This is a genomic window from Agrobacterium sp. El2ro-1b, assembly GCF_048298475.1.
GTDB classification, from domain to species: Bacteria; Pseudomonadota; Alphaproteobacteria; order Rhizobiales; family Rhizobiaceae; genus Agrobacterium; species Agrobacterium fabrum.
Genome location: NZ_CP103458.1, coordinates 1954806 through 1980500, shown reverse-complemented (window position 1 = coordinate 1980500; position 25695 = coordinate 1954806). Strand labels below are relative to the sequence as shown.

The following is a 25695-nucleotide window of genomic DNA, read 5'->3' as shown; positions in this document are numbered from 1 at the left end:
GCGATTCTCGTTTTGCGCCGATGCCACGTGCCGCGTCTTTTGACCGCGGAAAAGCGGGTTGAAAAGTGCCATTGAAGGAAAAACACAGATTTCCGCAACCCGCCTTTTCAACGAATCGGGTCGGCGAAAAGGCGGTTATTTTCACGATTTTGTCGCAAACGGGGGAGCCAAAGCACGCAAATGCACGCGAGTTGATTGTGTCCCGAAGATATTGATAATGGCAAGGGAACGAAAAAACAGGGAGCAAACAATGTTTGCAAATAGAAGCCGCTGTCTGGCCCTGGCCGCAGCAATCTCCTCCATGACGTTCAGCGCGGCCGTTGCCGCCGAACCGGCAAGTTGCGGCACGGTGCGTTTTTCTGATGTCGGCTGGACCGACATCACCGCCACGACGGCGACCGCCACCGTGCTTCTGAAAAGTCTTGGCTATGAAACCGACGTCAAGCTTCTCTCCGTACCCGTCACCTATACGTCCCTGAAAAACAAGGACATCGACGTCTTCCTCGGCAACTGGATGCCGACCATGGAAGGTGATATTGCGCCCTACCGCGACGACAAATCGGTGGAAACGCTCAGGGAAAACCTGACCGGCGCGAAATATACGCTGGCGACCAATGCCAAGGGTGCCGAACTCGGCATCAAGGATTTCAAGGACATTGCCGCCCATAGCGCGGAACTCGGCGGCAAGATCTATGGCATCGAGCCCGGCAATGACGGCAATCGCCTGATCCTCGACATGGTGGCCAAGGACAGTTTCGGACTGAAGTCCTTCGAGGTGGTGGAATCCTCCGAGCAGGGCATGCTTTCCCAGGTGGCCCGCGCTGAAAAATCCGGCGAGCCGATCGTCTTCCTCGGCTGGGAGCCGCATCCGATGAATGCGAATTTCAAGCTGACCTACCTGACCGGCGGCGACGAGGTCTTCGGCCCCAATTTCGGCGGTGCGACGATCTACACCAATGTCCGTAAGGGATATGTCGAAGAATGCCCGAATGTCGGCGCGTTTCTTAAGAACCTGCAGTTTTCCCTGCCTATGGAAAACGAGATCATGGGCAAGATCCTGAATGACGGCCTTGAGGGCGAAGCGGCGGCAACCGCCTGGCTGAAGGCCAATCCGGCGGCGATCGAGCCCTGGCTTGCCAACGTCAAGACCAAGGATGGCAGCGCCGACGCCCTGCCTACCGTCAAGAAGGCTCTCGGCCTTTAAGCCGCAAAACAGTGCATGGCTGCACCCGGCCTGCCTGACAGGTCGGGTGCAGTGGGAAATACGATGCCCATGCGTGACCTTGCCGGCGAATTTTCCTCGCATCGAAGGCCATGGATCTGCACCGCGCCCGGCAGACACGTTGCCGGCCGTCGTTTCTGTATTGGAGCAATTCCGGTGATACGGAATCCTCCGCTTGTTTGTTGTCTGCGCAATTCCGGACGCAAAACCGCTCTGCATTTTTGCCGGAATTGCTCTCATTCACGAAAGGTCTTTTCTTACCGTGGAATGGCTCAGCGCTCCTGAAAACCGCCTGCCTATCGGCCGATATGCCAAGGAGGCCATTGACTGGCTGACCGGCAATCTCGCTTTTTTCTTCGATTGGCTCTCTTTCATTTTCCAAAGCGTCATCAACGCCCTGCTTTATGTTTTACAGGCGCCGCATCCGCTGATCATCGTGGCGATCCTGACGGCGCTTTCGGCCTGGACGCGCCGCTCGGCCGGCATGCCGATCTTCACCGCACTCGGTTTGTTGCTCATCATCAATCTCGGCTACTGGAAAGCGACGACGGAGACGTTGGCCCTGGTTATCGCCGCCAGCGCCGTGTGCATGATCATCGGCATACCGCTCGGCATATTGGCGGCGCGGCGCAAGTGGATCTATGCCGGCATGCGCCCGGCGCTCGATCTGATGCAGACCATTCCCACCTTCGTTTATCTCATTCCGGCGCTGGTGCTGTTCGGCCTCGGCATGGTTCCGGGGCTGATCGCCACCGTCATCTTCGCCATTCCCGCCCCGGTGCGACTGACGCGCCTCGGCATCGTCTCGACGCCGCCGGCGCTGGTGGAGGCGGCCGTCGCCTTCGGCGCGACGCCATCGCAGGTGCTGCGCAAGGTTGAACTTCCCTTCGCCGCGCCGCAGATCATGGCCGGTCTCACCCAGACGATCATGCTGTCGCTGTCGATGGTGGTCATTTCCGCCCTGGTGGGTGCGAATGGTCTAGGCGTGCCTGTTGTGCGCGCCTTGAACACGGTCAACATCGCCATGGGTTTCGAAGCGGGGCTTTGCATCGTCATATTGGCGATCGTTCTCGACAGGCTTTTCCGCCTTCCCGGTACGGAGGATGATCTATGAGTGACGCGATTATCTTCGGAAATGTCGATATCGTCTTCGGCGACCGGCCGGACGCGGCGCTGGCGCTGATAGACCGGGGCAGCACCCGCGACGAGATCAATGCGCAGACAGGGCTGGTGCTGGGTGTCGCCAATGCCTCGCTCTCGGTCAGCGAAGGAGAGATTCTCGTGCTGATGGGGCTTTCCGGTTCGGGCAAGTCGACCCTGGTCAGGGCCGTCAACGGGCTTGCGCCCGTCGTGCGCGGCAGTGTCAGCGTGAAGACCAAGTCCGGCTATGTCGATCCCTATCGTTGTCCGGCGAAAGCGCTGCGCGACCTGCGCATGCACACGGTGTCCATGGTCTTCCAGCAATTTGGCCTACTGCCCTGGCGCAATGTCGCCGACAATGTCGGCTTCGGGCTCGAACTGTCCGGCGTGCCGGAAGCCGAGCGCAAACGCATGGTGGCCGAACAGCTTGAACTGGTAAACCTTTCCGCCTGGGCCGACCGCAAGGTGGGAGAGCTTTCCGGCGGCATGCAGCAGCGTGTGGGGCTGGCCCGGGCCTTCGCTACCGGCGCACCCATTCTTTTGATGGACGAGCCGTTCTCGGCGCTCGATCCCCTCATCAGAAGCCGCCTTCAGGACGAACTCCTCGAATTCCAGAGCCGGTTGAAGAAAACCATTCTCTTCGTCAGCCATGATCTCGACGAGGCCTTCCGCATCGGCAACCGCATCGCCATGATGGAAGGCGGGCACATCATCCAGTGCGGAACGCCGCAGCAGATCGTCAGGCAGCCGGCAACGCCCTATGTCGCGGATTTCGTGCAGAACATGAACCCGATTTCCATGTTGACTGCCGCGGACGTGATGAAGCGGGGCGTGGACGAACAGAGCGGTCGGCTGACCGTTGCCGCCACCGCCCGCCCGTCGTCGCCATTGATCGATATTCTCGATGCGCTGTCAAAACACGCCGGGGCGATCGGCGTTGTCGACAATGGCGCGATCATAGGTACGATTTCGGCGGATGAAGTTATCGCGGGGCTGACGCGTCACCGCAACAAATAGTGATTCGCCCATTTTGGACGAAAGCAAAGGGCTTCCATCTTGGAGGCCCTTTTTTTGTGGCAAAATCCTTCCAGCAGAAGCTAAGCTTCCCACAATGGCAAAGAATATTTTTTAATATCACAAGTTATGCATTAAAATAATTACGTATAAAAATCATATTGCAAATTTGGCAAAAATTGCGCAATGTTAATCTAGATTCTTTGGTTCGCTATTAAATTTAAGGTGGTAATAGATTGTGGCGCCGAAATCCGGCATCAAGCGTTAAGATCGAGGCGCTCAATTTTTAATCACACTTTTCTTATAAATACTATTTCTAATACATATTTTTATTATAATTTTTGGAAAAACAGGCAAAAAGCCGAAAAATTGATCAAAATTTATTGGGCAAATAATCGAGGAAGAATAGTCTTTGGAAGGACGCGATATAAGCAAGATTTAGGTATATACAACGTATCGACCGAATTATAAAAACACCTTTTAGACCACCATTATAGCCACCATGACCGTCTTTCCGACTGTCATCAGGAGACTTGAGCGTATGGATAATCAATCTCTGTCGGAACATAGCATCGCGGCTGCAGACTTGCTCTCAGCTATGGCGAACCCTAAGCGCCTGATGATCTTGTGCACGCTGGTGGATACGGAAGTGCCTGTTGGTGTTCTCGCTTCACAGGTTGGTCTTAGTCAGTCCGCTCTTTCGCAGCATTTGTCGAAATTGCGTGCCCAGCGACTGGTCAAGACACGACGGGATGCGCAGACCATCTATTATTCCAGCAACTCCGAATCCGTGAAGAAGATTCTCGCTTCACTCGAGGACATCTACTGCCAGGCGCAGAAGAGCAGCAAGACAGCGGCTTAATGCGGGCCCATCTCAGCCCGGTCAATCTGACTAAATTAAAAACCGGCGCGTGACGCCGGTTTTTTTGTTGAAGCAGCCCTTTTCTCGTGTCGGCTTCCGGATGGGGCGTTGAGGTTTTTTCAGTTCTCCGCCGCGGCCTGCATCTGCGCCTTGAGACGGCTTGCCGCAGCGGCATAGCCGCCATCGGCACCATCGACGAAATGCATGTGATCCTTCGAAAGCGGAGAGGGAACGATACAGGTCATCAATGCGGCATCCTGCTCGTGGAGGCCGTAATAACAGCTCCCCGAGAGGCGACCCGCTTCCAGCCTTGAGCGGATTTTTTCGAGCCGTGCAATATCGATATCGACAGTCATTTTCAGGCCGTCGTCGAATTTCCTGAAATCGGTGTTGCTGGCGACCGAACGCTGGTAACGCACGGCGCTGAACTGCCCGAGCGATAGTCCTGTTACGCCAAGAAGATTGACGAGCAGGTTTTCGCCAAGAATGCGCAGCGAACGACGCGCCTTGCCCCAGACGTTGTGATAGGCGGCGCCGGCCCGGGCCTCGAGGCCGAGACCCTCACGCACGAAGCCGAGTTTCGGTCCATCCTCCGGCACGGGGTGGCCGTGTCTTGCATCCTGCTCGGCAAGATCGACGAGATCGATGACCAGCTGGCGGAATGCCGGCATGTCCCGCGACGGCCCTGGCACGGCGATGATCGACACCACCTTGCCGTGGTTTGCGGGAATGGGGTTCCAGCGACAGGAAAGTCCCGTCAGGTCCGGGCGCTCGCCTGCTTCGGCGGCGGGAAGGGCATATTGCCCTTCCTTCATCCGCGCTTCCGCCCAGCTGTTGCCGCCGCCCGAAAACATGGCGTAGGAAACATCCTCGCTTGCCTGAAAACGGGCGACGCGAATATCGAAACCGTTCTTGCGAATATCCTCGACGGGAACCAGCGCCACGCGCATCGCAAGGTCGAGATCGTCCTTCACCCAGCGCTGCACATTCGAAAGCGCGGTGCGCGCAACCGGCAGGCCATGGGGCGGCACGGCAACGGCGGCGCCATCACCACCGAAGACGAAGGGAAGGTCATGACGGCCCAAGCTGTTCGATACGCCTGATATTACCGCGGCACCTGCCATGTTTACGGACTTGTACCGGCCGGTGCCGATCGCCGCGGTCGAATCAACGATATCGGCAATGGCCAGCCCCCAACCCGGCGGCAAGGCGCGGTAAAGCGCCGGGTCGGCCACGTCTTCAAAATGCCGGAAGACGGGCAGGCCCGTCAGAAACTCTTCATCTGCTGCGATCATGGCGTATTATCCTCCAGCGGCGGCCAAACGCCAAGCATTTAGGCGAGGCCGATTTGCCCGTTGCCGGCCTGGCGAAGGATTTAACGCTAATAGAGCTTATCCAGCAAAGGTGACTTGCATAAATCATCAAACCTTCCGTATGAGTTGAAAGGAAGGCTCGGAATTCAAACATGGAACGAGTTTTCGCCGGGAGGCGTCCGATAGTTTCATTCGGTCGGCGCCCATGGCGCTCACCGGGTCCGCGACCCCTTTTTAAGGAGACACCAGGATGAAACTGAAGACATTGACCAGCGTGACGCTCGCAGCGTCCTTCGCATTCGCACCCCTTGCCCATGCCGAAATCGTCATCGGCCTGATTGCGCCGCTCACCGGCCCCGTTGCTGCCTATGGCGACCAGGTCAAGAATGGCGCCCAGACGGCAGTCAGTGAAATCAATAAAAAGGGCGGTATCCTCGGCGAACAGGTCGTGCTGAAGCTCGCTGACGATGGCGGCGAGCCCAAGCAGGGCGTTTCCGCGGCCAACCAGCTGGTTGCCGAAGGCATTCACTTCGTCGTCGGTCCGGTGACATCGGGCGTTGCCATTCCGGCATCGGATGTCTTTGCCGAAAACGGTGTCCTGATGGTCACACCGACGGCGACCGCGCCGGGCCTGACCAATCGCGGCCTTTCCAACGTTTTCCGCACCTGCGGTCGTGACGACCAGCAGGCCGAGGTTGCGGCGAAATACGTTCTTGCCAACCTCAAGGACAAGAAGATCGCCATCATTCACGACAAGGGCGCTTACGGTAAGGGTCTTGCCGATTCCTTCAAGGCGACGCTGAATGCCGGCGGCGTTACCGAAGTTCTCTACGATGCGCTGACACCTGGCGAAAAGGATCTCGGCGCGCTGACGGCCCGCCTGAAGTCCGACAATGCTGATATCGTCTATTTCGGCGGTTACCATCCGGAAGCCGGTCTTCTGGTTCGCCAGCTGAAGGATATCGGCTCCAAGGCTGCCGTCATCGGCGGTGATGGCCTGTCGAACAGCGAATTCTGGAACATCGGCGCAAAGGCCGGCGAAGGCACGATCTTCACCAATGCTTCCGACGCCCTGAAGAACGATGATTCCAAGGCCGCTGCCGAAGCCCTGAAGGCTGCCAACATTCCGGCTGAAGCCTTCACGCTCAACGCCTATGCCGCCGTCGAAGTCTTGAAGGCCGGTATCGAAAAGGCCGGCAGCGCCAAGGATTCCGAAGCGGTCGCCAAGGTTCTGAAAAGCGGCGAGGCTTTCCCGACCGCAATCGGCAAGGTCACCTATGGCGACAACGGCGACCTGACCTCGCAGGCCTTCTCGCTCTTCAAGTGGCAGGACGGCAAGATCGTCGCCGCCGAATAAGCTGATCGAACCGGCCGCACCTGTTGCGGCCGGTTTCATTTTACGGTCTGAAAAGAGGTAGGGCAGCGTGGTCGATGCCGAAACGCAAACCGTTGGGGAAATCGGCTTCGAGCGGATATTCCCGATCGTCAGAATTTTTGACGAGGCCAAGGCGCGGGAGTTTTATGTCGATTTTCTCGGTTTCGAGGTCGACTGGGAACATCGTTTTGGTGAAAACTTCCCGCTCTACATGCAGGTTTCGCGGGCCGGAATGGGGCTTCACCTCAGCGGCCATCACGGTGATGCGACACCGGGTTCCAACATCTTTGTCACCATGCGGGGCGTTCACACCTTTCAGAAGGAACTGGTCGGCAAAAAATATCGCTTCCTCAATCCGGGTGTTGAAGAACTGCCCTGGGGCGCTGTCATGGAAGTCATCGATCCGTTCGGCAACCGCATCCGTTTCTGCGAGCAAAAAGACGGGAATTAAGGTCCGGGCCGTGACGGTCTGGCTCTTGACCTCGCCTGCGGTTTGAACGATAGAAACGCCAATAGCGAACCGCGCGCACGGACACCCCGTGCGCGCGGTTCGTGCGTTTTGGCAATCGATCATGCAATTCGTTCGCATCCGCACGGGGGCAGAAAATGAACAATGAAGGCAATGCGCTGGTCAGGAAGCTCGCATTCTGGGGCATTCCGCTTTCTTTCGGTGTGCTTGGCCTGAAGCTGGTGGCCTGGTGGGTCACGGGCTCGGTCGCACTGCTGTCGGACGGTCTGGAATCGACCGTCAATGTGGTCGCGGCCTTCATCGCCTATTTCGTCATTCGTTACGCGCAGAAGCCGGCCGATGACGACCACCAGTTTGGCCACCACAAGGCGGAATATATTTCCGCTGTCGTAGAAGGCGTGCTCATCGTCGTCGCCGCACTTCTGATCGTGCAGGAGGCCTGGGGCGCGCTTGCCAATCCGAGGCTGCCGGAAGCACCGGTTCTCGGTCTGGTCATCAATGCGGCGGCGGGCGCGATCAATGCCGTCTGGGCAACGATCCTGATCCGTGTCGGGAAAAAACACGCCTCGCCGGCCCTTGCCGCCGATGGCCACCATATCATGTCTGACGTCGTAACCTCGGCAGGCGTGCTTGTCGGTCTCGTTCTGGCGCTTGTGACGGGTTATGCCATTCTCGATCCGGTGCTCGCGATATTGGTCGCCATCAACATCCTGTTCCAGGGCTCCAAGGTCATCATCCATTCGCTTGGCGGATTGATGGACCGGGCGGTGGAGCCGGAAGAGGACGAGGCGATCAAGAAGGCGATCGCCGAAAATTCAGGTGGCGTCATCGGCGTGCATGATCTGAGAACCCGCCGCGCCGGTTCGGCCGCCTTCATCGATTTTCATGTGGTCGTTCCCGCCAGCATGACGGTGCGGGAGGCGCATGATATTTGCGACCGCCTTGAAGATGCCATAAGGGACGTCATACCGGGCGCCAGCCTTGCCATTCACGTCGAGCCTGAGGGCGAAAAGGCGCATGGCGTCAAAGTCATCGTTTGAACAGTCCGGGTCACAATGATCCGGTTTTGAATAATCAGGAGTTTTCCATGTCCGTGACGGATGTTTCCGGCCTGTCGCAGCTAGGCACGAAGGTTGATACGCCAGAGAGCCCGGAAAAGGCCGTTCTCGAAAAAGTGCCGAACGGCAATGCCGGCACCGATTATGTCGTGCGTTTCACCGCGCCCGAATTCACCTCGCTGTGCCCGATGACCGGCCAGCCGGATTTCGCCCATATCGTCATCGACTATATTCCGGGCGAGTTTCTGGTGGAATCGAAGTCGCTGAAGCTCTTCCTGCAATCCTTCCGTAATCACGGTGCATTCCATGAGGATTGCTCGGTCTATATCGCCAAGCGGCTGGTGGAGCTTCTGCAGCCGAAATGGCTGCGCATCGGCGCCTACTGGTATCCGCGCGGCGGCATTCCGATCGACGTGTTCTGGCAGACGGGAGCCGCCCCCGAAGGCGTATGGCTGCCGGATCAGGGCGTTGCACCTTATCGGGGTCGCGGCTGATCCGGTTTTTCAGGCGATTGCAGGCTCAGGCGAACGAACCGTCGTCGCCTGAATCGGTATCCATGTCGTCGGCGCTATCGTCGTAATCGGCCTGCTGGATATCGTCATCGTTGTTATCCTGCGGGTTGGCGCTGTCACCGTAATAGTTGTTGATGACGGTTTCCTCGACGGGCGCGTTACCAGCAACATTGCCGCCGCCGAAGGGCGAGCCAAGGCCAAGCGACGACATGTGGCTGCCGAAAATGCCGCTCAGCGAATTGGCAAGCAGCATGCCGCCGGCGACACCTGCGGCGGTGCCGAGCGCGCCCTGCAAAAAGCCGCCACCCGAACGTCCGACGGCGGCGGGCTGCTGGCTCCAGGGACCGGCTGACTGCTGAGCGGCAGGTGCGCCCCAAGGGCCGGCAGTCTGGCCGGCGGTATCGTTGCGCCAGGAACCTGGTGCGGCCGCCGGGGTTGGTGCCGGTGCGGGTGGCTGCGGCTGGCCGGTGCCGAAGATGGAGCTGAGGAAACCGCCCTGCGCCGCCGCCTGCGGAGCGCTGCCACCGCTTTCCAGCGCATGGATGCGGTCTTCGAGCTGTTTGATATGAGCTGCTGCCGCTTCCAGACCCTTTTCCTGAACGATCACCGCCTGGGCGAGATAATAGGGAGCTGCGGGCTGATCGCGCACGGCGTCTGCGATCAATGTTTCCGCCTCGCGATCACGCGGGGTGGCGGATGCGGTTTTGGTCCTGTCGAACAGCCCCTTGAGAAGCTGGCTTTCTTCCGGTGACATATGCTGCCTCCTTACCGTGAAGCGTAAATCCACGATAAGGAGGTAGGCCACAATTCAGGCTTTTCAAAGCGGTCCAAATTTTAAATTTCGGTAATGATCCTCAACCGCCAAAGGCAAGCGAGAGGCCCGCAATCGCCGTCAGCGCGCCGACGGTGCGGCTTGCGGCCGAGCCGAAACGGGCGATGCCGAGACCGAGCGCGATGCCGGCAAGATGCAGGATGGCGGTGGCAATCATGAAGCCGATACCGAATTGCAGGGCACCCGCGCTACCGAGTTCACCGCCATGGGCATGGCCGTGAAAAAGGGCGAAAGCACCAACGACGGCCGCCGCTGCTGCCGTGGGGAGCCTTGCCGCCATGGCCACCAGCAGGCCAAGGCCGATGACCGAGGCGAGAATGGCGGGTTCGACGAAGGGAAGTTCGACGCCGTAAACCGCCATCAGGAAGCCGACGGCCATGGTGCCGACGAAGGCGGCGGGCACGATCCACAGCGCCTTGCGGTCGTTGCGGGCAGAGGCGATCTGCGAGGCCCAGATACCGACGGCCACCATCGCCAGAATATGGTCCGCACCGAAGAAGGGGTGGGAAACACCAGCCATGAAGGAGCCGTGTTCTTCCGGGTTCAGATGGGCAAACGCGGGCAGGGTGGTGAGGCCGAGTGCGGCGGCGGCGAGGCTTAGTCTTTTCAGCATGATTCCCTCTTGAAATTGTTACCGTTCACAGCGGGATCTTGGGCTTCCCGCCACGGGCGGCGCGGCAATGAGACACGGGACGATATCTCGAAGGCCAAGAGGCTGTCCATGCGTCATCTGCCGGTGGTGGTGTTTATTGTTGGCGGGCAAACCTTGCCTTTTTCTCTCATTGCCTTACGTAACAAGTCGCACTATGTCCGAAGGGCATGCAAGAATTACGCTGGAGAGAGCCGTTGATGAACGAAGACGAAGACGACAAGAGCAAGGAACTGCCGATCGGCAAGGAAACGGAAGCGAATCTTTTCAAGTCGCGTTCGATCTTCATCTATGGTGGCATCACGCAGGAACTGGCGCAGAAGGTCTGCACGCAGCTCGTGGCTCTTGCCGCCGCCAGCGACGACGACATTCGCGTTTACGTCAATTCGCCGGGCGGTCACGTGGAATCGGGTGATTCCATCCATGACATGATCAAGTTCATCAAGCCGAAGGTCTATATCATCGGCACGGGCTGGGTCGCTTCCGCCGGCGCGCTGATCTATGTTTCGGTGCCGAAGGAACGTCGCCTTTGCCTGCCGAACACCCGCTTCCTGCTGCACCAACCCTCCGGCGGTACACGCGGCATGGCGTCTGACATCGAAATCCAGGCCCGCGAAATCATCAAGATGAACCAGCGCCTGATCAAGATTTTCTCCAAGGCCACCGGCCAGACCGAAGAAAAGATCGCCAAGGATATCGATCGCGATTACTGGCTGAGCGCTGATGACGCCAAGGATTACGGCCTCGTCGGCAAGATCGTCGAAAGCCAGTCGGAACTCTGAGTTTCCGATTTTCAGTTGAGAAAGCCCGCATCGGTGAGAACCGGCGCGGGCTTTTTGCGTTCAGGCCGGCGGGTTTGTTTAGCCGCCGGTCAGCCGGGCTGCTCGCTTATTTCATCGTGTCACAGGCCTTCATCATGTCGGCCTTTTTCATCTTGTCCTTTTGCATGCCGGCCTTGTGCATGCAGTCTTTTTTGCTGGCCATGGACATGCCGTCTTTCTTCATCGTCTCCGCCTTCATCATGTCACTATGCATGGTATCCTTCTTCATCGTATCGGTTTTCATGCTGTCGGCATGGGCGATGCCTGCAAAGGACAGAACGGAAAAGAGGGAGGCGGTGGCAACTGCGGTAAAGATGCGGGTCATGAAGGTCTCCTCTGGATGTCGTTTCGTGTCCGCCGGCATTGTGCCGGGGGTTCACGATTGTCCATTCGGATGCGACCAGCCGGTCGTTACATCTTCACGCGTTTGTGACGACAAGTTCGGGCGAGATTTTTTTAAAGCCACTGTGTAACAATACCCTGCCGATTTGCGAATAACCCGATAGTGACGATGACTGGCAGCCCCTCGGAAGAAACACTGAAAATGCTGATGCTGCGTTCCCTTGATGGGGACGAAGCCTCTTACAGGCATTTGCTCCACGCCTTGAGGCGACTGCTGGTCGCCTATTACGGTCGGCGCATGGCCGATGCGGCGCGCGCCGATGTGGAAGATCTTGTGCAGGAAACCCTGTTGTCGCTTCACGCCAAGCGGGAGACCTATGACCGTGCGCGACCGTTTACGGCGTGGTTCTTCTCGATAGCGCGCTACAAGCTCATCGATCACTACAGGGGCAGGGGGAGGCGCATGTTTTCGGAAGTCGAACTCGACGAAACACTGGAAGCGGAGTCGTCCGTCGACGCGGTCACGGCCCGCATGGATGTGGAGCGCCTGCTCGATGAATTGCCCGAGCGGCAGCGGGACCTCATCAGACGGGTAAAACTCGAAGGCCAGTCGATCGCCGAAGCGGCGGAAAAATCCGGCCAGACCGAGCTGGCGGCGAGGGTCGGCATTCACAGAACGCTGAAAGTCCTGGCGGCAAAGTTGCGGGGGGACATATGAGGAAGACGGAAGACATCATCGAAAAACTGGCGGGTGATCTGAAACCCGTCCCCGCTTCTGCGCTGGAGCGCAGGCTGGCGCGCGCAGCCTTGCCGGCGCTCGGCCTCTCGCTCCTGTTGATGTTCCTGATTCTCGGGCTGCGCAGGGATATGAGCGTGGCGATGACCGAACCCGGTTTCTGGGTCAAATCCGTCTATAATGCCCTGCTGGCCCTAACGGCATTTCTGGCCGTCATGCGTCTGGCGCGGCCGGATGGCGACAGAGGCGGCCTGTTCGCCTGGCTTGCCGTGATCTTTATCGCCATGGCGGTGATCGCGCTGGTCCAGCTTGGATTTGCCCTGCCGGGCACTTATCGCACTCTCATTCTCGGATCATCGGCGCTGCATTGCCCGTTCCTGATCGTTGCTTTCGCGCTGCCTCTGTTTCTGGCGAATTTCGCGGTTCTGAGGCATTCGGCTCCCGCCGATCCCACGCTTGCGGGATTTGCCGCCGGCCTTGCGGCCGGTGCGGGGGGGGCTTGGGTCTATTCGTGGTTCTGCATCGAAAACGGCATGGCTTTTGTGCTGATCTGGTACTCGCTCGGCATTCTCCTGACCGGCGTGATAGGCGCTTTTGCCGGTTCACGGCTGCTGCGCTGGTGAGCCCGCGTCTCACCTCGGTTTGCGATGCCGGCCCGGTGATAGTTCCGCGCCGGCAGTCAGCCTTGAGCGACTTTACTGGCCCAGATTGGCGGGAATGGCAAAGGCCACAAACTGGGTGAACTGTTTGCCCGGGTTGAAGTTATCGTCCGAGGCGATGACGAAAATCTGCTTGCCATCCACCACCGGGCCGAAGGCCAGGCTTTCAATATTGTCGATGTCGAGACCGAAATCGCCTTCGTTGATTTCGAACCACGGCGTCTTCGATACGGCGCGCACATTTGCCACGTCGATCTTGTCCTTGCCGAGGATGTTTTCCGCACCGCCGAGGTCGACGATGAAAAAGCGGATATGATTGCCGACGCCGGACGCGAAATTGCGCTCAACCGCCACCAAGCGGCCATCCGGCAGTGCGGTGAGGGCGGAGAGGCCGTTATCATTATATTTCGGCTCGGCGGCGGTAGGCGTTTTGGAGATCGCCTCGGTGACGTAGATATGTTCCGCGACAGGCTTCTGTGTTGCCGTGTCGATGACAAGGATGCGGGCCGGGCTGCCGGCCTGCGGCGTCGCCTTCTGGCCATCCTGGGTCAGGGCGTTTTCCGTGGCGGCGATCAGTCGGCCGGGCGTTACCGTCAGGCCTTCGAAGCCGAGATTGTTCTGCACGCCCTTGGTCTTTGCGTCATCGACGAGATAGGCGTCGGGCAGCTCCAGCCGTTTGACATTGCTGCCATCGAGATTGGAGACATAAAGTGCTGGCTGGTTCTTCAGGTCGCGTTCGGAAGACCAGTAGAGCTTGCCATCCTTGCGGTCGAGCGCGATGCCTTCCGCGTCGATGCCCTTGGGCGCAAAGGCTGTACCCGTTTCGTCCTTCAATTCGTGCATGGCGGCGATGTTGAGCGTCGCGACCCCTTCCGTCAGGCCCAGTTCCAGCTCGTAATAACGGGCCGGGCCTTTTTCCACGCGATCATCGGAAATGGCGAAATAACGACCGGTCTCGCTGTCAAAAGCCAGATCCGAAATGCCGCCGAAGGCGACGCCATTGATGGAGAGGCCCGAAGGCACGACGATCTGGCCGAGAAGGGCCGGTGGCGGCAGGGTCTGGGCGGCGGCCGGAATGGCCACGAAGGAGCAGGCGGCAATGGTGACGATGCGGAGCATGGCGAGGGTTCCTCTGTGGCTGTTGCCGGGAGGATTAGCGCGCCGCCGCTAAACTTTGATGACGTTTTGCACGCAGCCGTACCTGAAGTCCGACGGCTCATCTTGCCAAGCCTTGTCTTTTTTGATCCTGAATATAGTCATGCTTCATCCAAAGCGTGTCGCCATCTTCGGATTAGCACCCACGCTTCAAGTTTCGTTCCTGCCCGTCGCCCTGCAGACAGCTGCGGTTCTTAGATAGGCAGCAGGCCGCAGAGTGCATCATGCTGAAAGATTTTTCCGTCCAGAGCCTGTTCATGGGGTGCCTGACCGCCTTTGTCGGTTTTGCCAGTTCCTTCGCCGTCGTGCTGCAGGGACTGAAAGCGGTGGGTGCGACGGACTTCGAGGCGGCCTCCGGACTGATGTCGCTTTCCGTGGCGATGGGGCTTTGCGCCATCGTTCTTTCCGTCACAACCCGGCTTCCGATCAGCATCGCATGGTCAACACCGGGCGCTGCCCTGCTGGCGACCACGGGCGTCATCGATGGTGGTTTTCCCGCAGCCGTTGGCGGTTTCATCGTCTGCGCCATCCTGATTATCGTTGCCGGCCTGTTCCGGCCGCTCGGGAAGGCGGTCGCCTCCATTCCCGCGCCGCTTGCCAACGCGATGCTGTCGGGCGTCATCATCGGACTGTGTTTCGCGCCGATAAAGGCGATCGGATTTAATCCGGCGCTCGGTTTGCCGATCATTCTCGCCTGGATCATTGTCGGCGCTTTCAAACGGTTGTTTGCGGTTCCCGCAGCCCTTGCCGCCTTCGTGCTGGTCATGATCTTCGGCGTCGATATTCCGGCGGGCGCATTCGATAGCGTGGCGCAATCGCTGATGCCGCCGATGGAATGGGTGACGCCGGTCTTCAGCCTGCATGCCATCATCTCCATCGCGCTGCCGCTTTTCATCGTCACCATGGCTTCGCAGAACATTCCCGGCATCGCAGTGCTGAAGGTCAATCATTACGATCCGCAGCCCGGACCGCTTTTTGCCGCAACCGGTTTCTTTTCCCTGCTGTCAGCTCCGTTTGGTGGCCATGCGGTCAATCTGGCTGCGATTACGGCAGCCATGTGCGCCGGCGAAGACGCGCATCCCGACCCGAAACGACGTTATTGGGCGGCGATCATCGGGGGCGTCGGCTACATCATCTTCGGCCTGCTCGCGGGTGCTGTCACGGCCTTCGTTGCGCTGGCGCCGCCCATCCTCATTCAGGCGGTGGCGGGGCTGGCACTGGTTGGTGCCTTTTCCGGCTCCGCCGTCGCAGCCTTCAAAGACCCGGAAACCCGCGAGGCGGCGGCAATCACCTTCCTCATCACGGCATCCGGCCTCTCCTTCGGCGGCGTTTCCGGGGCCTTCTGGGGGCTGATCGGTGGCGGGCTGATGATGGCGTTGCAGCGGGTCGTGAAGCGTGTTTAAATAGGGAGCTTATTGTTTTAAAGAAATACTATTTATGGATTTCGAATTTGATCCTGCCAAAAGTGAAAGTAACAAAGACAAGCACGGAATAGATTTCGTCGAGGCAAGAGGGCTTTGGCTGGACGAGAAAAGACTTGTCGTCCCTCTCGAAACCACGCTGGAAGAGCGGTATATTATGATTGCTCAGTTGCGTGGGAAGTGCTGGAGCGCCGTTTACACCTATAGACATGACCGCGTGCGGATCATCTCTGTCAGGCGTTCCAGGGACAAGGAGAAGCAGCGTTATGAAGACGATCAGCGCTGAAGAGTTCGACAGGAAATTCGATGAAGGCGAAGATATCGACGATTATCTCAACTGGTCGAAGGCTAGCCGTCCCGGGATGGAAATGGTGCATGTCGATGTCGATCTTCCTGAAAAGGTTTTGCGCAGAGTTGATGCGGAGGCAGCACGCCTGGGCATGACGCGGCAGTCCCTTATGGCTAAATGGATTGCCGAAAGCCTTGAGGCTGGCAGGGTCGGAAAATAAGGCCGCACCTCACAAGATCACTTGTCAGACCGCCGGCCGCTGTTTATACACGTCGCCATGAGCAACCGCATCGCAACCATTTCCGGCATGAGCGCGCAGATTTCTGCGAAGGCCTCGCCGTGCGGTGCACTCTCGCTTCTTAGCCTCGACCTTACACACGGTTGCCGGGTCCAGTGAGGAGCGCCCGGCGGCCGAAAGCCCGCTGGCGCAAACGCTCCTCATCTCGAAATCTCATTTTATACTGGATTTAGGCTCTAAAGGGCCGCGCATCCGCCGATGGCTTCAGACGCCCGCGGACTGCGCATGGAGGAAGCGACATGGACGGCAAGATCACCACTATTTCCAAGGGCATGACCGACGCGAGCGTCAAGTATCGCCCTTACCCGACCATCAATATCCCTGATCGAACATGGCCGGGCAAGACCATCGACAAGGCGCCGATCTGGTGTTCTGTCGACCTGCGCGACGGCAACCAGTCGCTGGTCAACCCCATGGGCCACGACCGCAAGGCCCGCATGTTCAAGCTGCTGCTCGAAATGGGCTTCAAGGAAATCGAGATCGGTTTCCCTTCCGCTTCGCAGACGGATTTCGATTTCGCCCGCTGGTGTGTGGAAGAAGGCAATGTGCCTGACGATGTATCCCTGCAGGTGCTGGTGCAGTGCCGCCCGGAACTGATCACCCGCACGTTTGAAGCGCTGGAAGGCGCCAACAAACCGATCATCCATTTCTACAATTCCACCTCGGAACTGCAGCGTCGTGTGGTGTTCGGCAAGGATGTGCACGGCATCAAGCAGATTGCCGTCGATGCCGCCAAGATGATCACCGACATGGCGGCCAAGGCCGGCGGCGGTTTCCGCTTCGAATATTCGCCTGAGAGCTTTACCGGCACCGAGCTGGAAGTGGCGCTGGAAATCTGCAATGCCGTGGTCGAGGTGGTGAAGCCGACGGCGGATAACAAGCTGATCCTGAACCTGCCGTCCACGGTGGAAATGGCGACGCCGAACATCTATGCCGACCAGATCGAATGGATGTGCCGCAATATCGACAACCGCGAAAACGTCATCATCTCGCTGCATCCGCATAATGACCGTGGCACGGGCATCGCTGCGACCGAACTGGCTCTGATGGCCGGCGCGGACCGCGTCGAAGGCACGCTGTTCGGCAATGGCGAGCGTACGGGCAATGTCGATGTCGTGACGCTGGCGCTGAACATGTATACGCAGGGCGTCGACCCCGAGCTGGATTGCCGCGATATCGAGCGTATCAAGGCGGTCTATGAATATTCCAACGAGATGACGATCCCCGAGCGCCACCCCTATGTCGGCGAACTGGTCTATACGGCGTTCTCCGGATCGCATCAGGATGCGATCAACAAGGGCATGAAGGCGATCAAGGTCGCCAATCACCCGGTCTGGGAAGTTCCCTATCTGCCGATAGACCCGAAGGATGTCGGCCGCTCCTACGAGGCGATCATCCGCATCAATTCGCAGTCCGGCAAGGGCGGCATCGCCTATATTCTGCAGCAGGATTACGGCATCAACCTGCCGCGTAACCTGCAGGTGGAATTCCGCGAGGAGATCCAGCGCATTACCGATGAAGAAGGTGTGGAACTGCCGGCCAAGCGCATCTATGAGCGCTTTATCGAGCGTTACGTGACGCAGCCGAATGCGCGTATCAAGTTCGTGGATCACCACACCTATCCGGCCGGCGATTTCAAGGGCGTGCGCATCGTCGCCGCCGAGATTACCGATAATGGCGAGGTGAAGCGCATCGAGGGCAAGGGAACCGGTCCGATCGACGGGTTTATCAATGCGCTGTCGGTCTATCTTGGGGTTGATCTGTCGGTGAATGATTATTCGGAACATTCGCTGCAGCATGGCTCGAATGCGTCGGCCATCGCTTATGTCGAGATGGAGCATCCGGGCGGGAAGCTGTTCGGGGCTGGGATCAACACGAATATTGTGGCGGCTTCGCTGGAGGCGATTGTTTCGGCGGCCAACCGGGTGTTGGAAGAGCGGGCGAAGTAAGAAGCCTCGAGGGTGGGGTTTACCCCCCTGTGCCCTGCCGGGCATCTCCCCCTCAAGGGGGGAGATCGGCAAGAGGCGCTACCGTCACTTCATTCACAAAGGCTGAGATGGGCGAAACCTAACCACGAGTCGATCTCCCCCCTTGAGGGGGAGATGCCCGGCAGGGCACAGGGGGGTAAACCACACGCTCTAATCTCTACTCCCCCAACCGCGAAAACCCCAGCGGTCGCCCATTCTCATAAAACACCCTGATATCCTCAAGCGCCACACTCGTCCCCGTCTCATTGAGGCTATGCCGTTCGCAGGCAACATTCCACGTGCCCGGCCCACCGGAAATGTGGAAGAGATTATAGGCCGCCCGCGGTTTTTCGCCGCCCGGCCCCTGGCTGGCCGAGGCGATGCCGACGACCGGGATGTGGTCCTCCCCATGATGCGTATTCAGCCAGTAAACCGTGTTCAAATGTGTATGACCATGCAGCACGAGTTCCGCACCGCCGACGCCGAGCGCGGCTGCAAAACGGCGCATGCCGAACATGCGTTTATGGGCCGCAGCCGCACCCCGGATCGGGGGATGATGGATCATCACCACGCGGAAAAGCCCCTGCTCGCCAGCTTTTTTCAGCAGTTCCGCCGTGGCGCGCGCCTGCCGGTTGCCGAAATATCCTGTTGCGGAAAAGGGTGGGGTGGCAATCGAGGTGGAGCAGCCGATCAGCGCCACCGGGCCGCGCACGCGCATATAGGGGAAAATCTTGCGGTCATCGTCCCATTCCGGCGGGTCGCCATCGCCACGCACATAGGGATACCAGGCCTGCATGGCCTTGTCGTGCGCGCCCGAGACATAGGCGTCGTGGTTGCCGGGAACCACCGAAGTCTTTTCAGGGTCGCCCACTTCCTCCAGCCAATCGGCGGCGGCGCGGATTTCGATGCCGGTCGCAAGATTGACGAGATCGCCGGTAATAGCCAGATGATCCGGTGATTTGGTCTCGAGATCGTCGAGCAGCTTTTCCAGCGTATCGGTGAAGAGATGCTTGCGGCGGTTGCGGTGCCAGTTGACGAAACCGGTGATACGCTTGGATGCAAGTTCCCGGAAAGTGAGCTTTGGCAGTGGCCCTAAATGGACGTCTGAAATATGCGCAAGTTTGAACATGGCGGCAGAGATAACCTATGATATGTGGCACGTCCAATAAAAGCCTGCCAGCGCGGAGAAACCAGGGTGAATGACGAGACAACAGGGCAGGAGGCCCGTCCGTTCCACAGGCGTGTTTTCATCCGCTTTATGCATTTCGTTTTCCTGCTCACGCGCGGGGCCACGCTTGGCGTGCGTGCGGCCTGTTTCGATGAAAAGGGCAGGATTTTTCTGGTGCGGCACACCTATCTGCCCGGCTGGTATCTGCCGGGCGGCGGGGTGGAGCGGGGCGAGACCCTGCTGATGGCACTGCACAAGGAGATTCGTGAGGAAGGCAATCTCGATGCTGCCTCGATCCCTGAGCTTGTCCATGTCTACCTCAATCTGGAAGGTAGCAACCGCGATCATGTGGCGCTCTATCGGCTTCAGGTCACCCAGACGAAGCCGAAAAAGCCGGATCATGAGATCACCGAAAGCGGCTTTTTCGAACTCTCAACCCTGCCCGAGGGATTGACGCCCGCGACCCGCCGCCGCCTTGCCGAGCTTGCCGGCGAAGCGGCGGTCGCCGACTATTGGTAGCGGCGGGCGGCTTTCCGTCAGGAGAGCGCCTCGCGGCCATGGGCCATGGTCAAATCCAGTTCCGGGCCGATGGGCACGATGCCGGTCGGATTGATGGTGCGGTGGCTGCGGTAATAATGTTCCTTGATGTGGCGCATGTCGACCGTGTCGGGCACGCCCGGCGTCTGGTAGAGATCGCGCAGGTAACCGGTCAGGTGCGGATAGTCATGGATACGGCGGATATTGCATTTGAAATGGCCGACATAGACAGGGTCGAACCGTACCAGCGTCGTGAACAGGCGCCAGTCCGCTTCCGTCTGCTCTGAGCCGAACAGGAAGCGCCGGTCCTTCAGGCGGTCTTCCAGCATATCCAGCGTTTCGAACACCTTCACCGCATTTTGCTGGTAGGCATCCTGTGTGGTGGCGAAACCGGCCTTGTAGACGCCGTTATTGACGGTGTCATAGATGACGTCGTTCAGCGCATCGATTTCGGCGCGCAGCGCCTCGGGATAATAATCCGCGTCCGATCCGGTCAGATCGTTGAAGGCGACGTTGAACATGCGGATGATTTCCGCCGATTCATTGGAGACGATGGTGCCGCGCTTTTTGTCCCAGAGGACCGGCACGGTGACGCGTCCGGAATAGGTGGGGTCCGCCTTGGTGTAGACCTGCCAGAGGGTTGAGGAACCGAACAGATGATCCTGCGTTGCGCCCGGCGTGCGCTCGCCCTCAGGCTTGAATTCCCAGCCGTTTTCCAGCATCAGCGGATCAACCACGGAGACGGAGATCAGGTCTTCCAGCTTTTTCAGCTTGCGGAAGATCAGCGTGCGGTGCGCCCACGGGCAGGCGAAGGAGACATAGAGGTGGTAACGATCCTTCTCCGCCTCAAAGCCGCCTTCGCCGGAAGGGCCGGCTGCGCCGTCCACCGTGACCCAGTTGCGGAATTGCGAGGCACTGCGCTTGAAATGCCCCTTGGTTTCCTTGGTGTCGTACCAGACGTCTTTCCATACGCCTTCCACCAGCATGCCCATGACAATCTCCTTGTGTGTTTCCTTGACCGCAATCCTAGCTGCTTTGTGCGACGCCGCGAACCCGCAAGGCATTGAACAATGCGTTTCCGGTCCTGCACAGGCTGAATGGGATAGCCTCGAGATTTGTTCTGGACGGGTGGGAATTTTCCTGATAATTGCGATTTTCACAAATCTGAGGAAATTGTTGATTATGATCGAACCACGGATGCTCCGACGACGCTGACGCTCCTGAACGCCCTTACCGGCGCAGCCGTCATCTATTATCGCATCCGCATTCTGGAAGTTTCGGTCTCTTCATGTCCAAGCACGATCTTGTCTACCTCACCGAGGACGCGTCGCACGACGCCATCATCGACCTCATCAACGAAGAAGCATTTGGTCCCGGCCGGCATACCCGTGCGGCGGCGCGCATCCGCGAGCAGGGGCCGCATGACCGGTCGCTGTCCTTCGTTTGCGCGGATGATGGCGAAACCATCGCTTCGGTGCGCATGACGCCGGTTCTGGCCGGTGGGGTGAAGGGCCATATGCTCGGTCCGCTTGCGGTGCGGCCCTCGCACAAGAATATGGGCATTGGCCGCGAACTCGTCCGGATCGCCATTGCGGCTGCAAGGCGCCAGGGCTCCGAGGCCGTTATCCTGATTGGCGATCCGCCCTATTACATGCCGCTCGGTTTCGAGAAGGTCGCTTATCCGGCGCTCGATTTTCCCGGGCCTGTCGATCCGAACCGGGTGCTGGTGGTGCCGCTTGGCGACGATGTGCACCAGCGGCTGAAGGGCAGGATCGGCTGGCGCAAATGCGAGGCTGCCATGCCTGCTACGGCGGCGGATGAGGGTTTTGAGGAGCCTCTTCGGGTTTATGGCTGAAGAAATTCTTTAAAAGGGCTTTTTCTTCTCTCTTTTCCTTCCCCTATACGATAGCAAGTGAAAGTCGATTTCGGCACGGGGGCGAGCATATGACGGCAATCACCATGAACGATGCGCTGGAGCGCGCGGGCGCGGGCGCCTATCAACGGCGGCTGATGGGTATATTCGGCCTCGTCTGGGCGGCGGATGCCATGCAGGTTCTGGCCGTCGGCTTCACCGCTGCCTCGATTGCCGCAACCTTCGGCCTGACGGTGCCGCAGGCGCTGCAGACCGGAACGGCGTTCTTTTTCGGTATGTTGCTGGGTGCTGCCGGTTTCGGGCGGTTGGCGGATCGTTACGGGCGTCGCCGGGTGCTGATCGTCACCGTGGCCTGTGATGCCCTGTTCGGCGTGCTTTCGATATTCTCACCCGATTTCACCATTCTGCTCGTCCTGCGTTTTCTCACCGGAGCCGCGGTGGGCGGCACTTTGCCGGTGGATTATGCGATGATGGCCGAATTCCTGCCTGCCAAAAATCGTGGGCGCTGGCTGGTTTTTCTGGAAGGTTTCTGGGCGGTCGGCACGCTGATCGTGGCGCTGGCGGCGTGGGGTGCCAGCCTTGCGGGCGTGGCCGATGCCTGGCGTTATATTTTTGCGGTGACGGCTTTCCCGGCCGTTCTTGGTCTCGGGCTTCGCTTTCTGGTACCGGAATCGCCGCTCTACCTGCTGCGCACGGGGCGATCCGAAGAAGCCAAGGCCGTCGTCAACCGCATGCTGGTGGTGAACGGCGGTGCACCTCTCGATGCCGGAACCGGGCTCTTCCAGCCTGACGTGACCAAGGGGCAGGGGATATTTTCGCCGGCGCTCCGGCAGCGCAGCATCATGATCCTCGCCATCTGGTTCCTCGTTTCCGTTTCCTATTACGGCGTCTTCACCTGGATGCCGGCGAAACTGGCGGGTGACGGTTTCGGTTTCGTGCGTGGTTACGGGTTTCTGGTGCTGGTGGCGCTGGCGCAGATCCCCGGTTATGCGCTTGCCGCCTATGGCGTTGAAAAATGGGGCCGCAAGCCGACGCTGATCGGTTTTTGCCTGCTCTCGGCGCTTGGATGCCTGCTTTTCACGCTCGCTTCCGGCGGCGCGATGATTGCCGCCTCGCTTCTCATCATGAGTTTTGCGCTGCTCGGCACCTGGGGTGCGCTTTATGCCTTTACGCCGGAACTTTACCCGACGGAATCGCGGGCGACCGGCATGGGTGCCGCAGGCGCCATGGCAAGGCTCGGCGGCCTGCTGGCGCCGTCTCTGCTCGGTTATGCCATCGCGCAGGGTTTTGGGGTCGCGATTGGCATCTTTGCCGGGCTGCTGGTGCTGGCCGCCATTGCGGCGACCATGATCAATGCGGAAACGCGGCAGGTGGCGCTGACCTGAGATACGCTATCAGAAGCGTTTCTCCAGCCATGTGATCGACTGGCCGCTGGAGAGCGGCCCGAGCGAACCGATCTTCGTGAAGCCGTATCTTTCGTAAGTTCTCAGGGCATCCGGGTTCATCGTGTCGATATAGGCGCCCATGCAGCTGCGCATTCGTGCTTCTTCCTCAGCCATTGCAAGAAGCTTGGGGGCAATCCCCTGACCGCGCATGGCTTCGGGCACGAAAAGAAGCTGCACGTAAAGCCAGCCGCGTGCAGTGTGACCAACCAGACCGCCTGTGACGCTATTGTCGTCGTTGCGGATGGTGATGTTGAGTTCGCGTTTGTCGCTTTCGCCGAAGCGGGCGAGATTATAGGCCACCAGCGGATCGCGGATGGCCTTTTCGGCCTCTGGATCCGCGACGTCGCTCAAAACGAAATTCATGATGTTTTTCTCCAGACGCCGGACGGCGACCGATTTGGGTTTCAATCGGAGACGGAGAAACCCGGCGCTGCCGCCGGGTTAAAACACCTTTACCGGCCCTCACGCCACCAGAGCGCAGAGAAGGCGAGCAGCAGGGCACCAAGCCCGGCAAAACCTGCAAATAGCGGCAGGGTGTTGACGCCTTTCAGCACCGTCTCGTCGGTCAGACGTATCAGCATGCGATCCTCGTCGGCAACCCTGATGTCACCCCGCACCGGCAATATATCCGGCAGCGCGATGCGGCCGGAATTGTCGGCGACACGGTGCACGCTGCCCTTGGTGGCGTCGGCCAGCGGTTTCAACGTTTCGGTCGTTGAAATCATCGCCTTGAATTCCGGCGCATCCACCGCGCCGACATGGACGAGGGTGGTGAAATCGCCGTTCTTGATTTCGAACAGGCCGGTTTCGTCCATGCGGCGCTCGATCTTGTAAAGACCGGGCTCGGTGCTGGTGAAGGCCATGTTTTCGGTCTTGCCGGAAGGGAAACGCACGCTGGCCTGACCGGGATCATCGCCGATGGTCTGGCGGTTGATTTCCAATGTGCGGCCGTTGGCGCGCGCCGTCAGCGCCTCTTCTTCAAGCTCGGGCTCCTTCATCAGCCAGTGGGCGATGCGGCGGTAAAGCGCCACATGCGGGCCACCGCCTTCGAAACCACGCGCCCACAGCCAGCCCTGATCCGACAGCAGCATGGCGACACGGCCTTCGCCCTGACGGTTCAGCACAAGCAGCGGGTCCTGTCCGTCGCCCAGCATCACCGTCTGGCCCTGCGGCGGGTCGACGCTGATGGTGCGGAACCAGCGGCCCCATTGCGGCGGTTCATTGCCCGAGCCTTCCAGCCCGCGGGTGACAGGGTGCTTCTTGCCCGCTTCCGAAAGGCGGGGATAAAAGGCGGCCTGATGCACCTGACCGGTCGGCTGGGCCGGCAGCACGGAGGCGAGCGGGGTCATGGCGATCGAATCCTGACCGGCATGTTCCGGCCCGGCTGCGATCAAGAGCGCGCCGCCCTTTTCGACATATTGCGCGATGTAATCATAATAAAGGATCGGCAGCACGCCGCGATGCTGGTAGCGGTCGAAGATGATGAGATCGAAATCATTGATCTTCTCGACGAACAATTCGCGGGTCGGGAAGGCGATCAGCGACAATTCGTTGATCGGCGTGCCATCCTGTTTTTCCGGCGGACGCAGAATGGTGAAATGCACCAGATCGACCGATGCGTCGGATTTCAGGAGGTTGCGCCAGGCGCGCTCGCCGGCATGCGGTTCGCCGGAGACCAGCAGCACGCGGAGATTCTGGCGGATGCCTTCAATCAGATGGACGGCGCGGTTGTTGGCTGCCGTCACTTCGCCCGGAAGTTCGGCGACGGAAAATTCCATGACATTGTTGCCGCCGCGCGGAACCTTGAAGCTGAACGGCGTCGGCTGGCCGGGTGTGGCCTGCAAGGTGGCGATTTCTTCGCCATTCATCTTCACTGTCACTTCCGCCGAACCACCGCCGGCGGGGCGGCCGTCGTCGAAGACGCGTAACGTCAACTGCTGTTCTTCGTTGACGATGCCGAAGCGCGGGGCGCGGACGATCTCGATACGGCGGTCGAATTCATCGGCCTTGCCGGTGATCAGCCCATGCACGGGGGCGCGGAAGCCGAGCGCCTGTTCGACATTGGGCAGTGCATTGGGGATATCGTGAATCTGGCCGTCACTGAGGAAGATCGCGCCGCCGACGCGGGACGGCGAGACGTCCGAAACGGCGGAGGAGAGTGCCGAGAAAAGCTGCGTCGAGGGCGAATCGCTCTCGCCATTGTCGCGAACTTCGACGATGCGCGGTTCGATGCGCGGGAAGCGGGAGAGCCGGTCTTTCAGGGTCTCCAGCGCCGTGTCCGTCATCTGCGGCCGGTCCTGTACGTCCTGGCTCTGCGAACGGTCGACGATCACAGGCACGATAGTGGAAAGCGGCTCGCGTTCCTCCTGCGTCAGAAGCGGGTTGGCGATGGCCGCGAGCAATGCGACAAGCGCCAGCCCGCGCAGCCATGCACCGCGCACGCCGCGCCACAGGCCGATGAAGGATAGGGCAAGGGCCGCGACGGCCAGAATGGCGATGACGATCCACGGCAGGAAGGGGGCGAAGGTCAACGTCATG

The 25695-nt window shown here is 59.4% G+C and carries 27 protein-coding genes; 18 read left to right on the top strand and 9 right to left on the bottom strand.

Annotated elements, in window-relative coordinates; all coding sequences use genetic code 11:
• Nucleotides 1-250 precede the first annotated feature (250 nt).
• From NYR50_RS09865 to NYR50_RS09850, 4 genes are all read left to right on the top strand, one after another.
• A complete protein-coding gene (locus tag NYR50_RS09865) occupies nt 251-1204 on the top strand; it encodes a choline ABC transporter substrate-binding protein (RefSeq protein WP_418135801.1) in 954 nt (317 codons plus the stop codon).
• A gap of 280 nt (nt 1205-1484) precedes the next feature.
• On the top strand, nt 1485-2336 hold the full coding sequence (gene choW / locus NYR50_RS09860; RefSeq protein ID WP_418135800.1) for a choline ABC transporter permease subunit: 852 nt from the start codon (nt 1485-1487) through the stop codon (nt 2334-2336).
• Nucleotides 2333-3379 (top strand): choline ABC transporter ATP-binding protein, encoded by a 1047-nt coding sequence (gene choV / locus NYR50_RS09855; RefSeq protein ID WP_418135799.1) that lies wholly within the window; start codon nt 2333-2335, stop codon nt 3377-3379. Before choW ends, choV begins: the two co-directional genes overlap by 4 nt.
• 538 nt (nt 3380-3917) lie before the next feature.
• Complete coding sequence (locus tag NYR50_RS09850) at nt 3918-4238, top strand: ArsR/SmtB family transcription factor (protein WP_006314636.1); 321 nt, start codon at nt 3918-3920, stop codon at nt 4236-4238.
• Between the two features lie 119 nt (nt 4239-4357).
• Here NYR50_RS09850 and NYR50_RS09845 read toward each other — a convergent pair whose 3' ends face one another.
• Nucleotides 4358-5533: a DUF3095 domain-containing protein gene (locus NYR50_RS09845; protein WP_418135797.1), complete on the bottom strand. Its 1176-nt coding sequence runs from the start codon at nt 5531-5533 to the stop codon at nt 4358-4360.
• A gap of 268 nt (nt 5534-5801) precedes the next feature.
• Here NYR50_RS09845 and NYR50_RS09840 point away from each other — a divergent pair, with 268 nt between their 5' ends.
• From NYR50_RS09840 to queF, 4 genes are all read left to right on the top strand, one after another.
• Nucleotides 5802-6908 (top strand): branched-chain amino acid ABC transporter substrate-binding protein, encoded by a 1107-nt coding sequence (locus tag NYR50_RS09840; RefSeq protein WP_418135796.1) that lies wholly within the window; start codon nt 5802-5804, stop codon nt 6906-6908.
• Nucleotides 6909-6975: 67 nt separating this feature from the next.
• Nucleotides 6976-7377, top strand: a complete 402-nt coding sequence (locus tag NYR50_RS09835; protein ID WP_418135795.1) for a glyoxalase superfamily protein — start codon at nt 6976-6978, stop codon at nt 7375-7377.
• Nucleotides 7378-7532: 155 nt separating this feature from the next.
• The gene (locus tag NYR50_RS09830; RefSeq protein ID WP_418135794.1) at nt 7533-8435 is read left to right on the top strand and encodes a cation diffusion facilitator family transporter; all 903 of its coding nucleotides are present in this window, start codon (nt 7533-7535) and stop codon (nt 8433-8435) included.
• Between the two features lie 47 nt (nt 8436-8482).
• A complete protein-coding gene (gene queF / locus NYR50_RS09825) occupies nt 8483-8947 on the top strand; it encodes a preQ(1) synthase (RefSeq protein ID WP_006314630.1) in 465 nt (154 codons plus the stop codon).
• 25 nt (nt 8948-8972) lie between these two features.
• Here queF and NYR50_RS09820 read toward each other — a convergent pair whose 3' ends face one another.
• Together NYR50_RS09820 and NYR50_RS09815 are read right to left on the bottom strand one after the other, a co-directional pair.
• On the bottom strand, nt 8973-9719 hold the full coding sequence (locus tag NYR50_RS09820) for a DUF2076 domain-containing protein (protein WP_230060667.1): 747 nt from the start codon (nt 9717-9719) through the stop codon (nt 8973-8975).
• A gap of 100 nt (nt 9720-9819) precedes the next feature.
• Nucleotides 9820-10410, bottom strand: a complete 591-nt coding sequence (locus NYR50_RS09815) for a HupE/UreJ family protein (RefSeq protein ID WP_006314628.1) — start codon at nt 10408-10410, stop codon at nt 9820-9822.
• A 236-nt stretch (nt 10411-10646) separates the two neighbouring features.
• Between NYR50_RS09815 and NYR50_RS09810 the strand changes: the two genes are divergently transcribed.
• Nucleotides 10647-11228, top strand: coding sequence for an ATP-dependent Clp protease proteolytic subunit (locus NYR50_RS09810; RefSeq protein WP_006314627.1), 582 nt, complete (start codon nt 10647-10649; stop codon nt 11226-11228).
• A gap of 106 nt (nt 11229-11334) precedes the next feature.
• Here NYR50_RS09810 and NYR50_RS09805 read toward each other — a convergent pair whose 3' ends face one another.
• The gene (locus tag NYR50_RS09805; protein WP_418135793.1) at nt 11335-11592 is read right to left on the bottom strand and encodes a pentapeptide MXKDX repeat protein; all 258 of its coding nucleotides are present in this window, start codon (nt 11590-11592) and stop codon (nt 11335-11337) included.
• 219 nt (nt 11593-11811) lie between these two features.
• Here NYR50_RS09805 and NYR50_RS09800 point away from each other — a divergent pair, with 219 nt between their 5' ends.
• Together NYR50_RS09800 and NYR50_RS09795 are read left to right on the top strand one after the other, a co-directional pair.
• Entirely contained in the window at nt 11812-12327 is a 516-nt protein-coding gene (locus NYR50_RS09800) for a sigma-70 family RNA polymerase sigma factor (protein WP_236777064.1), read from the top strand.
• Complete coding sequence (locus NYR50_RS09795) at nt 12324-12968, top strand: NrsF family protein (RefSeq protein WP_418135792.1); 645 nt, start codon at nt 12324-12326, stop codon at nt 12966-12968. Before NYR50_RS09800 ends, NYR50_RS09795 begins: the two co-directional genes overlap by 4 nt.
• 72 nt (nt 12969-13040) lie before the next feature.
• Here the strand turns inward: NYR50_RS09795 and NYR50_RS09790 are convergent, their stop codons facing one another.
• Nucleotides 13041-14123 carry an esterase-like activity of phytase family protein gene (locus NYR50_RS09790; protein ID WP_418135791.1) on the bottom strand — a complete coding sequence of 361 codons (1083 nt, stop codon included), beginning with the start codon at nt 14121-14123 and terminating at the stop codon, nt 13041-13043.
• Between the two features lie 260 nt (nt 14124-14383).
• Between NYR50_RS09790 and NYR50_RS09785 the strand changes: the two genes are divergently transcribed.
• The 4 genes from NYR50_RS09785 to leuA all read left to right on the top strand — a co-directional run bounded on the left by NYR50_RS09785 (nt 14384) and on the right by leuA (nt 18116).
• Nucleotides 14384-15562: a benzoate/H(+) symporter BenE family transporter gene (locus NYR50_RS09785; protein WP_418135790.1), complete on the top strand. Its 1179-nt coding sequence runs from the start codon at nt 14384-14386 to the stop codon at nt 15560-15562.
• Nucleotides 15563-15596: 34 nt separating this feature from the next.
• Nucleotides 15597-15866, top strand: a complete 270-nt coding sequence (locus tag NYR50_RS09780) for a BrnT family toxin (protein WP_080807612.1) — start codon at nt 15597-15599, stop codon at nt 15864-15866.
• Nucleotides 15847-16089, top strand: coding sequence for a type II toxin-antitoxin system BrnA family antitoxin (gene brnA / locus NYR50_RS09775; protein ID WP_418135789.1), 243 nt, complete (start codon nt 15847-15849; stop codon nt 16087-16089). The genes NYR50_RS09780 and brnA overlap by 20 nt, the downstream gene beginning before the upstream one ends.
• Before the next feature lie 317 nt (nt 16090-16406).
• A complete protein-coding gene (leuA, locus tag NYR50_RS09770; RefSeq protein ID WP_418135788.1) occupies nt 16407-18116 on the top strand; it encodes a 2-isopropylmalate synthase in 1710 nt (569 codons plus the stop codon).
• A gap of 196 nt (nt 18117-18312) precedes the next feature.
• Here leuA and NYR50_RS09765 read toward each other — a convergent pair whose 3' ends face one another.
• A complete protein-coding gene (locus NYR50_RS09765) occupies nt 18313-19263 on the bottom strand; it encodes a metallophosphoesterase family protein (RefSeq protein WP_418135787.1) in 951 nt (316 codons plus the stop codon).
• Between the two features lie 66 nt (nt 19264-19329).
• Between NYR50_RS09765 and NYR50_RS09760 the strand changes: the two genes are divergently transcribed.
• Nucleotides 19330-19821, top strand: a complete 492-nt coding sequence (locus tag NYR50_RS09760) for an NUDIX domain-containing protein (protein ID WP_418135786.1) — start codon at nt 19330-19332, stop codon at nt 19819-19821.
• Between the two features lie 17 nt (nt 19822-19838).
• On the opposite strand, the gene NYR50_RS09755 is transcribed toward NYR50_RS09760, so the two are convergent.
• Nucleotides 19839-20831, bottom strand: coding sequence for a glutathione S-transferase family protein (locus NYR50_RS09755; protein ID WP_418135785.1), 993 nt, complete (start codon nt 20829-20831; stop codon nt 19839-19841).
• Nucleotides 20832-21127: 296 nt separating this feature from the next.
• On the opposite strand from NYR50_RS09755, the gene NYR50_RS09750 reads away from it, so the two are divergent.
• Nucleotides 21128-21694, top strand: coding sequence for a GNAT family N-acetyltransferase (locus tag NYR50_RS09750; RefSeq protein WP_418135784.1), 567 nt, complete (start codon nt 21128-21130; stop codon nt 21692-21694).
• A gap of 89 nt (nt 21695-21783) precedes the next feature.
• The gene (locus NYR50_RS09745; RefSeq protein WP_418135783.1) at nt 21784-23097 is read left to right on the top strand and encodes an MFS transporter; all 1314 of its coding nucleotides are present in this window, start codon (nt 21784-21786) and stop codon (nt 23095-23097) included.
• A gap of 9 nt (nt 23098-23106) precedes the next feature.
• On the opposite strand, the gene NYR50_RS09740 is transcribed toward NYR50_RS09745, so the two are convergent.
• Entirely contained in the window at nt 23107-23520 is a 414-nt protein-coding gene (locus tag NYR50_RS09740; RefSeq protein WP_418135782.1) for a GNAT family N-acetyltransferase, read from the bottom strand.
• An 89-nt stretch (nt 23521-23609) separates the two neighbouring features.
• Complete coding sequence (locus NYR50_RS09735; RefSeq protein ID WP_418135781.1) at nt 23610-25694, bottom strand: hypothetical protein; 2085 nt, start codon at nt 25692-25694, stop codon at nt 23610-23612.
• Nucleotide 25695 lies beyond the last annotated feature (1 nt).

Bases quoted from the DNA above. Each gene is read 5' to 3' on its own strand.
- NYR50_RS09865 (WP_418135801.1), top strand. From the start codon at position 251: ATGTTTGCAAATAGAAGCCGCTGTCTGGCCCTGGCCGCAGCAATCTCC.
- choV (WP_418135799.1), top strand. From the start codon at position 2,333: ATGAGTGACGCGATTATCTTCGGAAATGTCGATATCGTCTTCGGCGAC.
- NYR50_RS09850 (WP_006314636.1), top strand. From the start codon at position 3,918: ATGGATAATCAATCTCTGTCGGAACATAGCATCGCGGCTGCAGACTTG.
- NYR50_RS09845 (WP_418135797.1), bottom strand. From the start codon at position 5,533: ATGATCGCAGCAGATGAAGAGTTTCTGACGGGCCTGCCCGTCTTCCGG.
- NYR50_RS09840 (WP_418135796.1), top strand. From the start codon at position 5,802: ATGAAACTGAAGACATTGACCAGCGTGACGCTCGCAGCGTCCTTCGCA.
- NYR50_RS09830 (WP_418135794.1), top strand. From the start codon at position 7,533: ATGAACAATGAAGGCAATGCGCTGGTCAGGAAGCTCGCATTCTGGGGC.
- queF (WP_006314630.1), top strand. From the start codon at position 8,483: ATGTCCGTGACGGATGTTTCCGGCCTGTCGCAGCTAGGCACGAAGGTT.
- NYR50_RS09820 (WP_230060667.1), bottom strand. From the start codon at position 9,719: ATGTCACCGGAAGAAAGCCAGCTTCTCAAGGGGCTGTTCGACAGGACC.
- NYR50_RS09815 (WP_006314628.1), bottom strand. From the start codon at position 10,410: ATGCTGAAAAGACTAAGCCTCGCCGCCGCCGCACTCGGCCTCACCACC.
- NYR50_RS09810 (WP_006314627.1), top strand. From the start codon at position 10,647: ATGAACGAAGACGAAGACGACAAGAGCAAGGAACTGCCGATCGGCAAG.
- NYR50_RS09805 (WP_418135793.1), bottom strand. From the start codon at position 11,592: ATGACCCGCATCTTTACCGCAGTTGCCACCGCCTCCCTCTTTTCCGTT.
- NYR50_RS09800 (WP_236777064.1), top strand. From the start codon at position 11,812: ATGCTGATGCTGCGTTCCCTTGATGGGGACGAAGCCTCTTACAGGCAT.
- NYR50_RS09795 (WP_418135792.1), top strand. From the start codon at position 12,324: ATGAGGAAGACGGAAGACATCATCGAAAAACTGGCGGGTGATCTGAAA.
- NYR50_RS09790 (WP_418135791.1), bottom strand. From the start codon at position 14,123: ATGCTCCGCATCGTCACCATTGCCGCCTGCTCCTTCGTGGCCATTCCG.
- NYR50_RS09785 (WP_418135790.1), top strand. From the start codon at position 14,384: ATGCTGAAAGATTTTTCCGTCCAGAGCCTGTTCATGGGGTGCCTGACC.
- NYR50_RS09780 (WP_080807612.1), top strand. From the start codon at position 15,597: ATGGATTTCGAATTTGATCCTGCCAAAAGTGAAAGTAACAAAGACAAG.
- brnA (WP_418135789.1), top strand. From the start codon at position 15,847: ATGAAGACGATCAGCGCTGAAGAGTTCGACAGGAAATTCGATGAAGGC.
- leuA (WP_418135788.1), top strand. From the start codon at position 16,407: ATGGACGGCAAGATCACCACTATTTCCAAGGGCATGACCGACGCGAGC.
- NYR50_RS09765 (WP_418135787.1), bottom strand. From the start codon at position 19,263: ATGTTCAAACTTGCGCATATTTCAGACGTCCATTTAGGGCCACTGCCA.
- NYR50_RS09755 (WP_418135785.1), bottom strand. From the start codon at position 20,831: ATGGGCATGCTGGTGGAAGGCGTATGGAAAGACGTCTGGTACGACACC.
- NYR50_RS09750 (WP_418135784.1), top strand. From the start codon at position 21,128: ATGTCCAAGCACGATCTTGTCTACCTCACCGAGGACGCGTCGCACGAC.
- NYR50_RS09745 (WP_418135783.1), top strand. From the start codon at position 21,784: ATGACGGCAATCACCATGAACGATGCGCTGGAGCGCGCGGGCGCGGGC.
- NYR50_RS09740 (WP_418135782.1), bottom strand. From the start codon at position 23,520: ATGAATTTCGTTTTGAGCGACGTCGCGGATCCAGAGGCCGAAAAGGCC.
- NYR50_RS09735 (WP_418135781.1), bottom strand. From the start codon at position 25,694: ATGACGTTGACCTTCGCCCCCTTCCTGCCGTGGATCGTCATCGCCATT.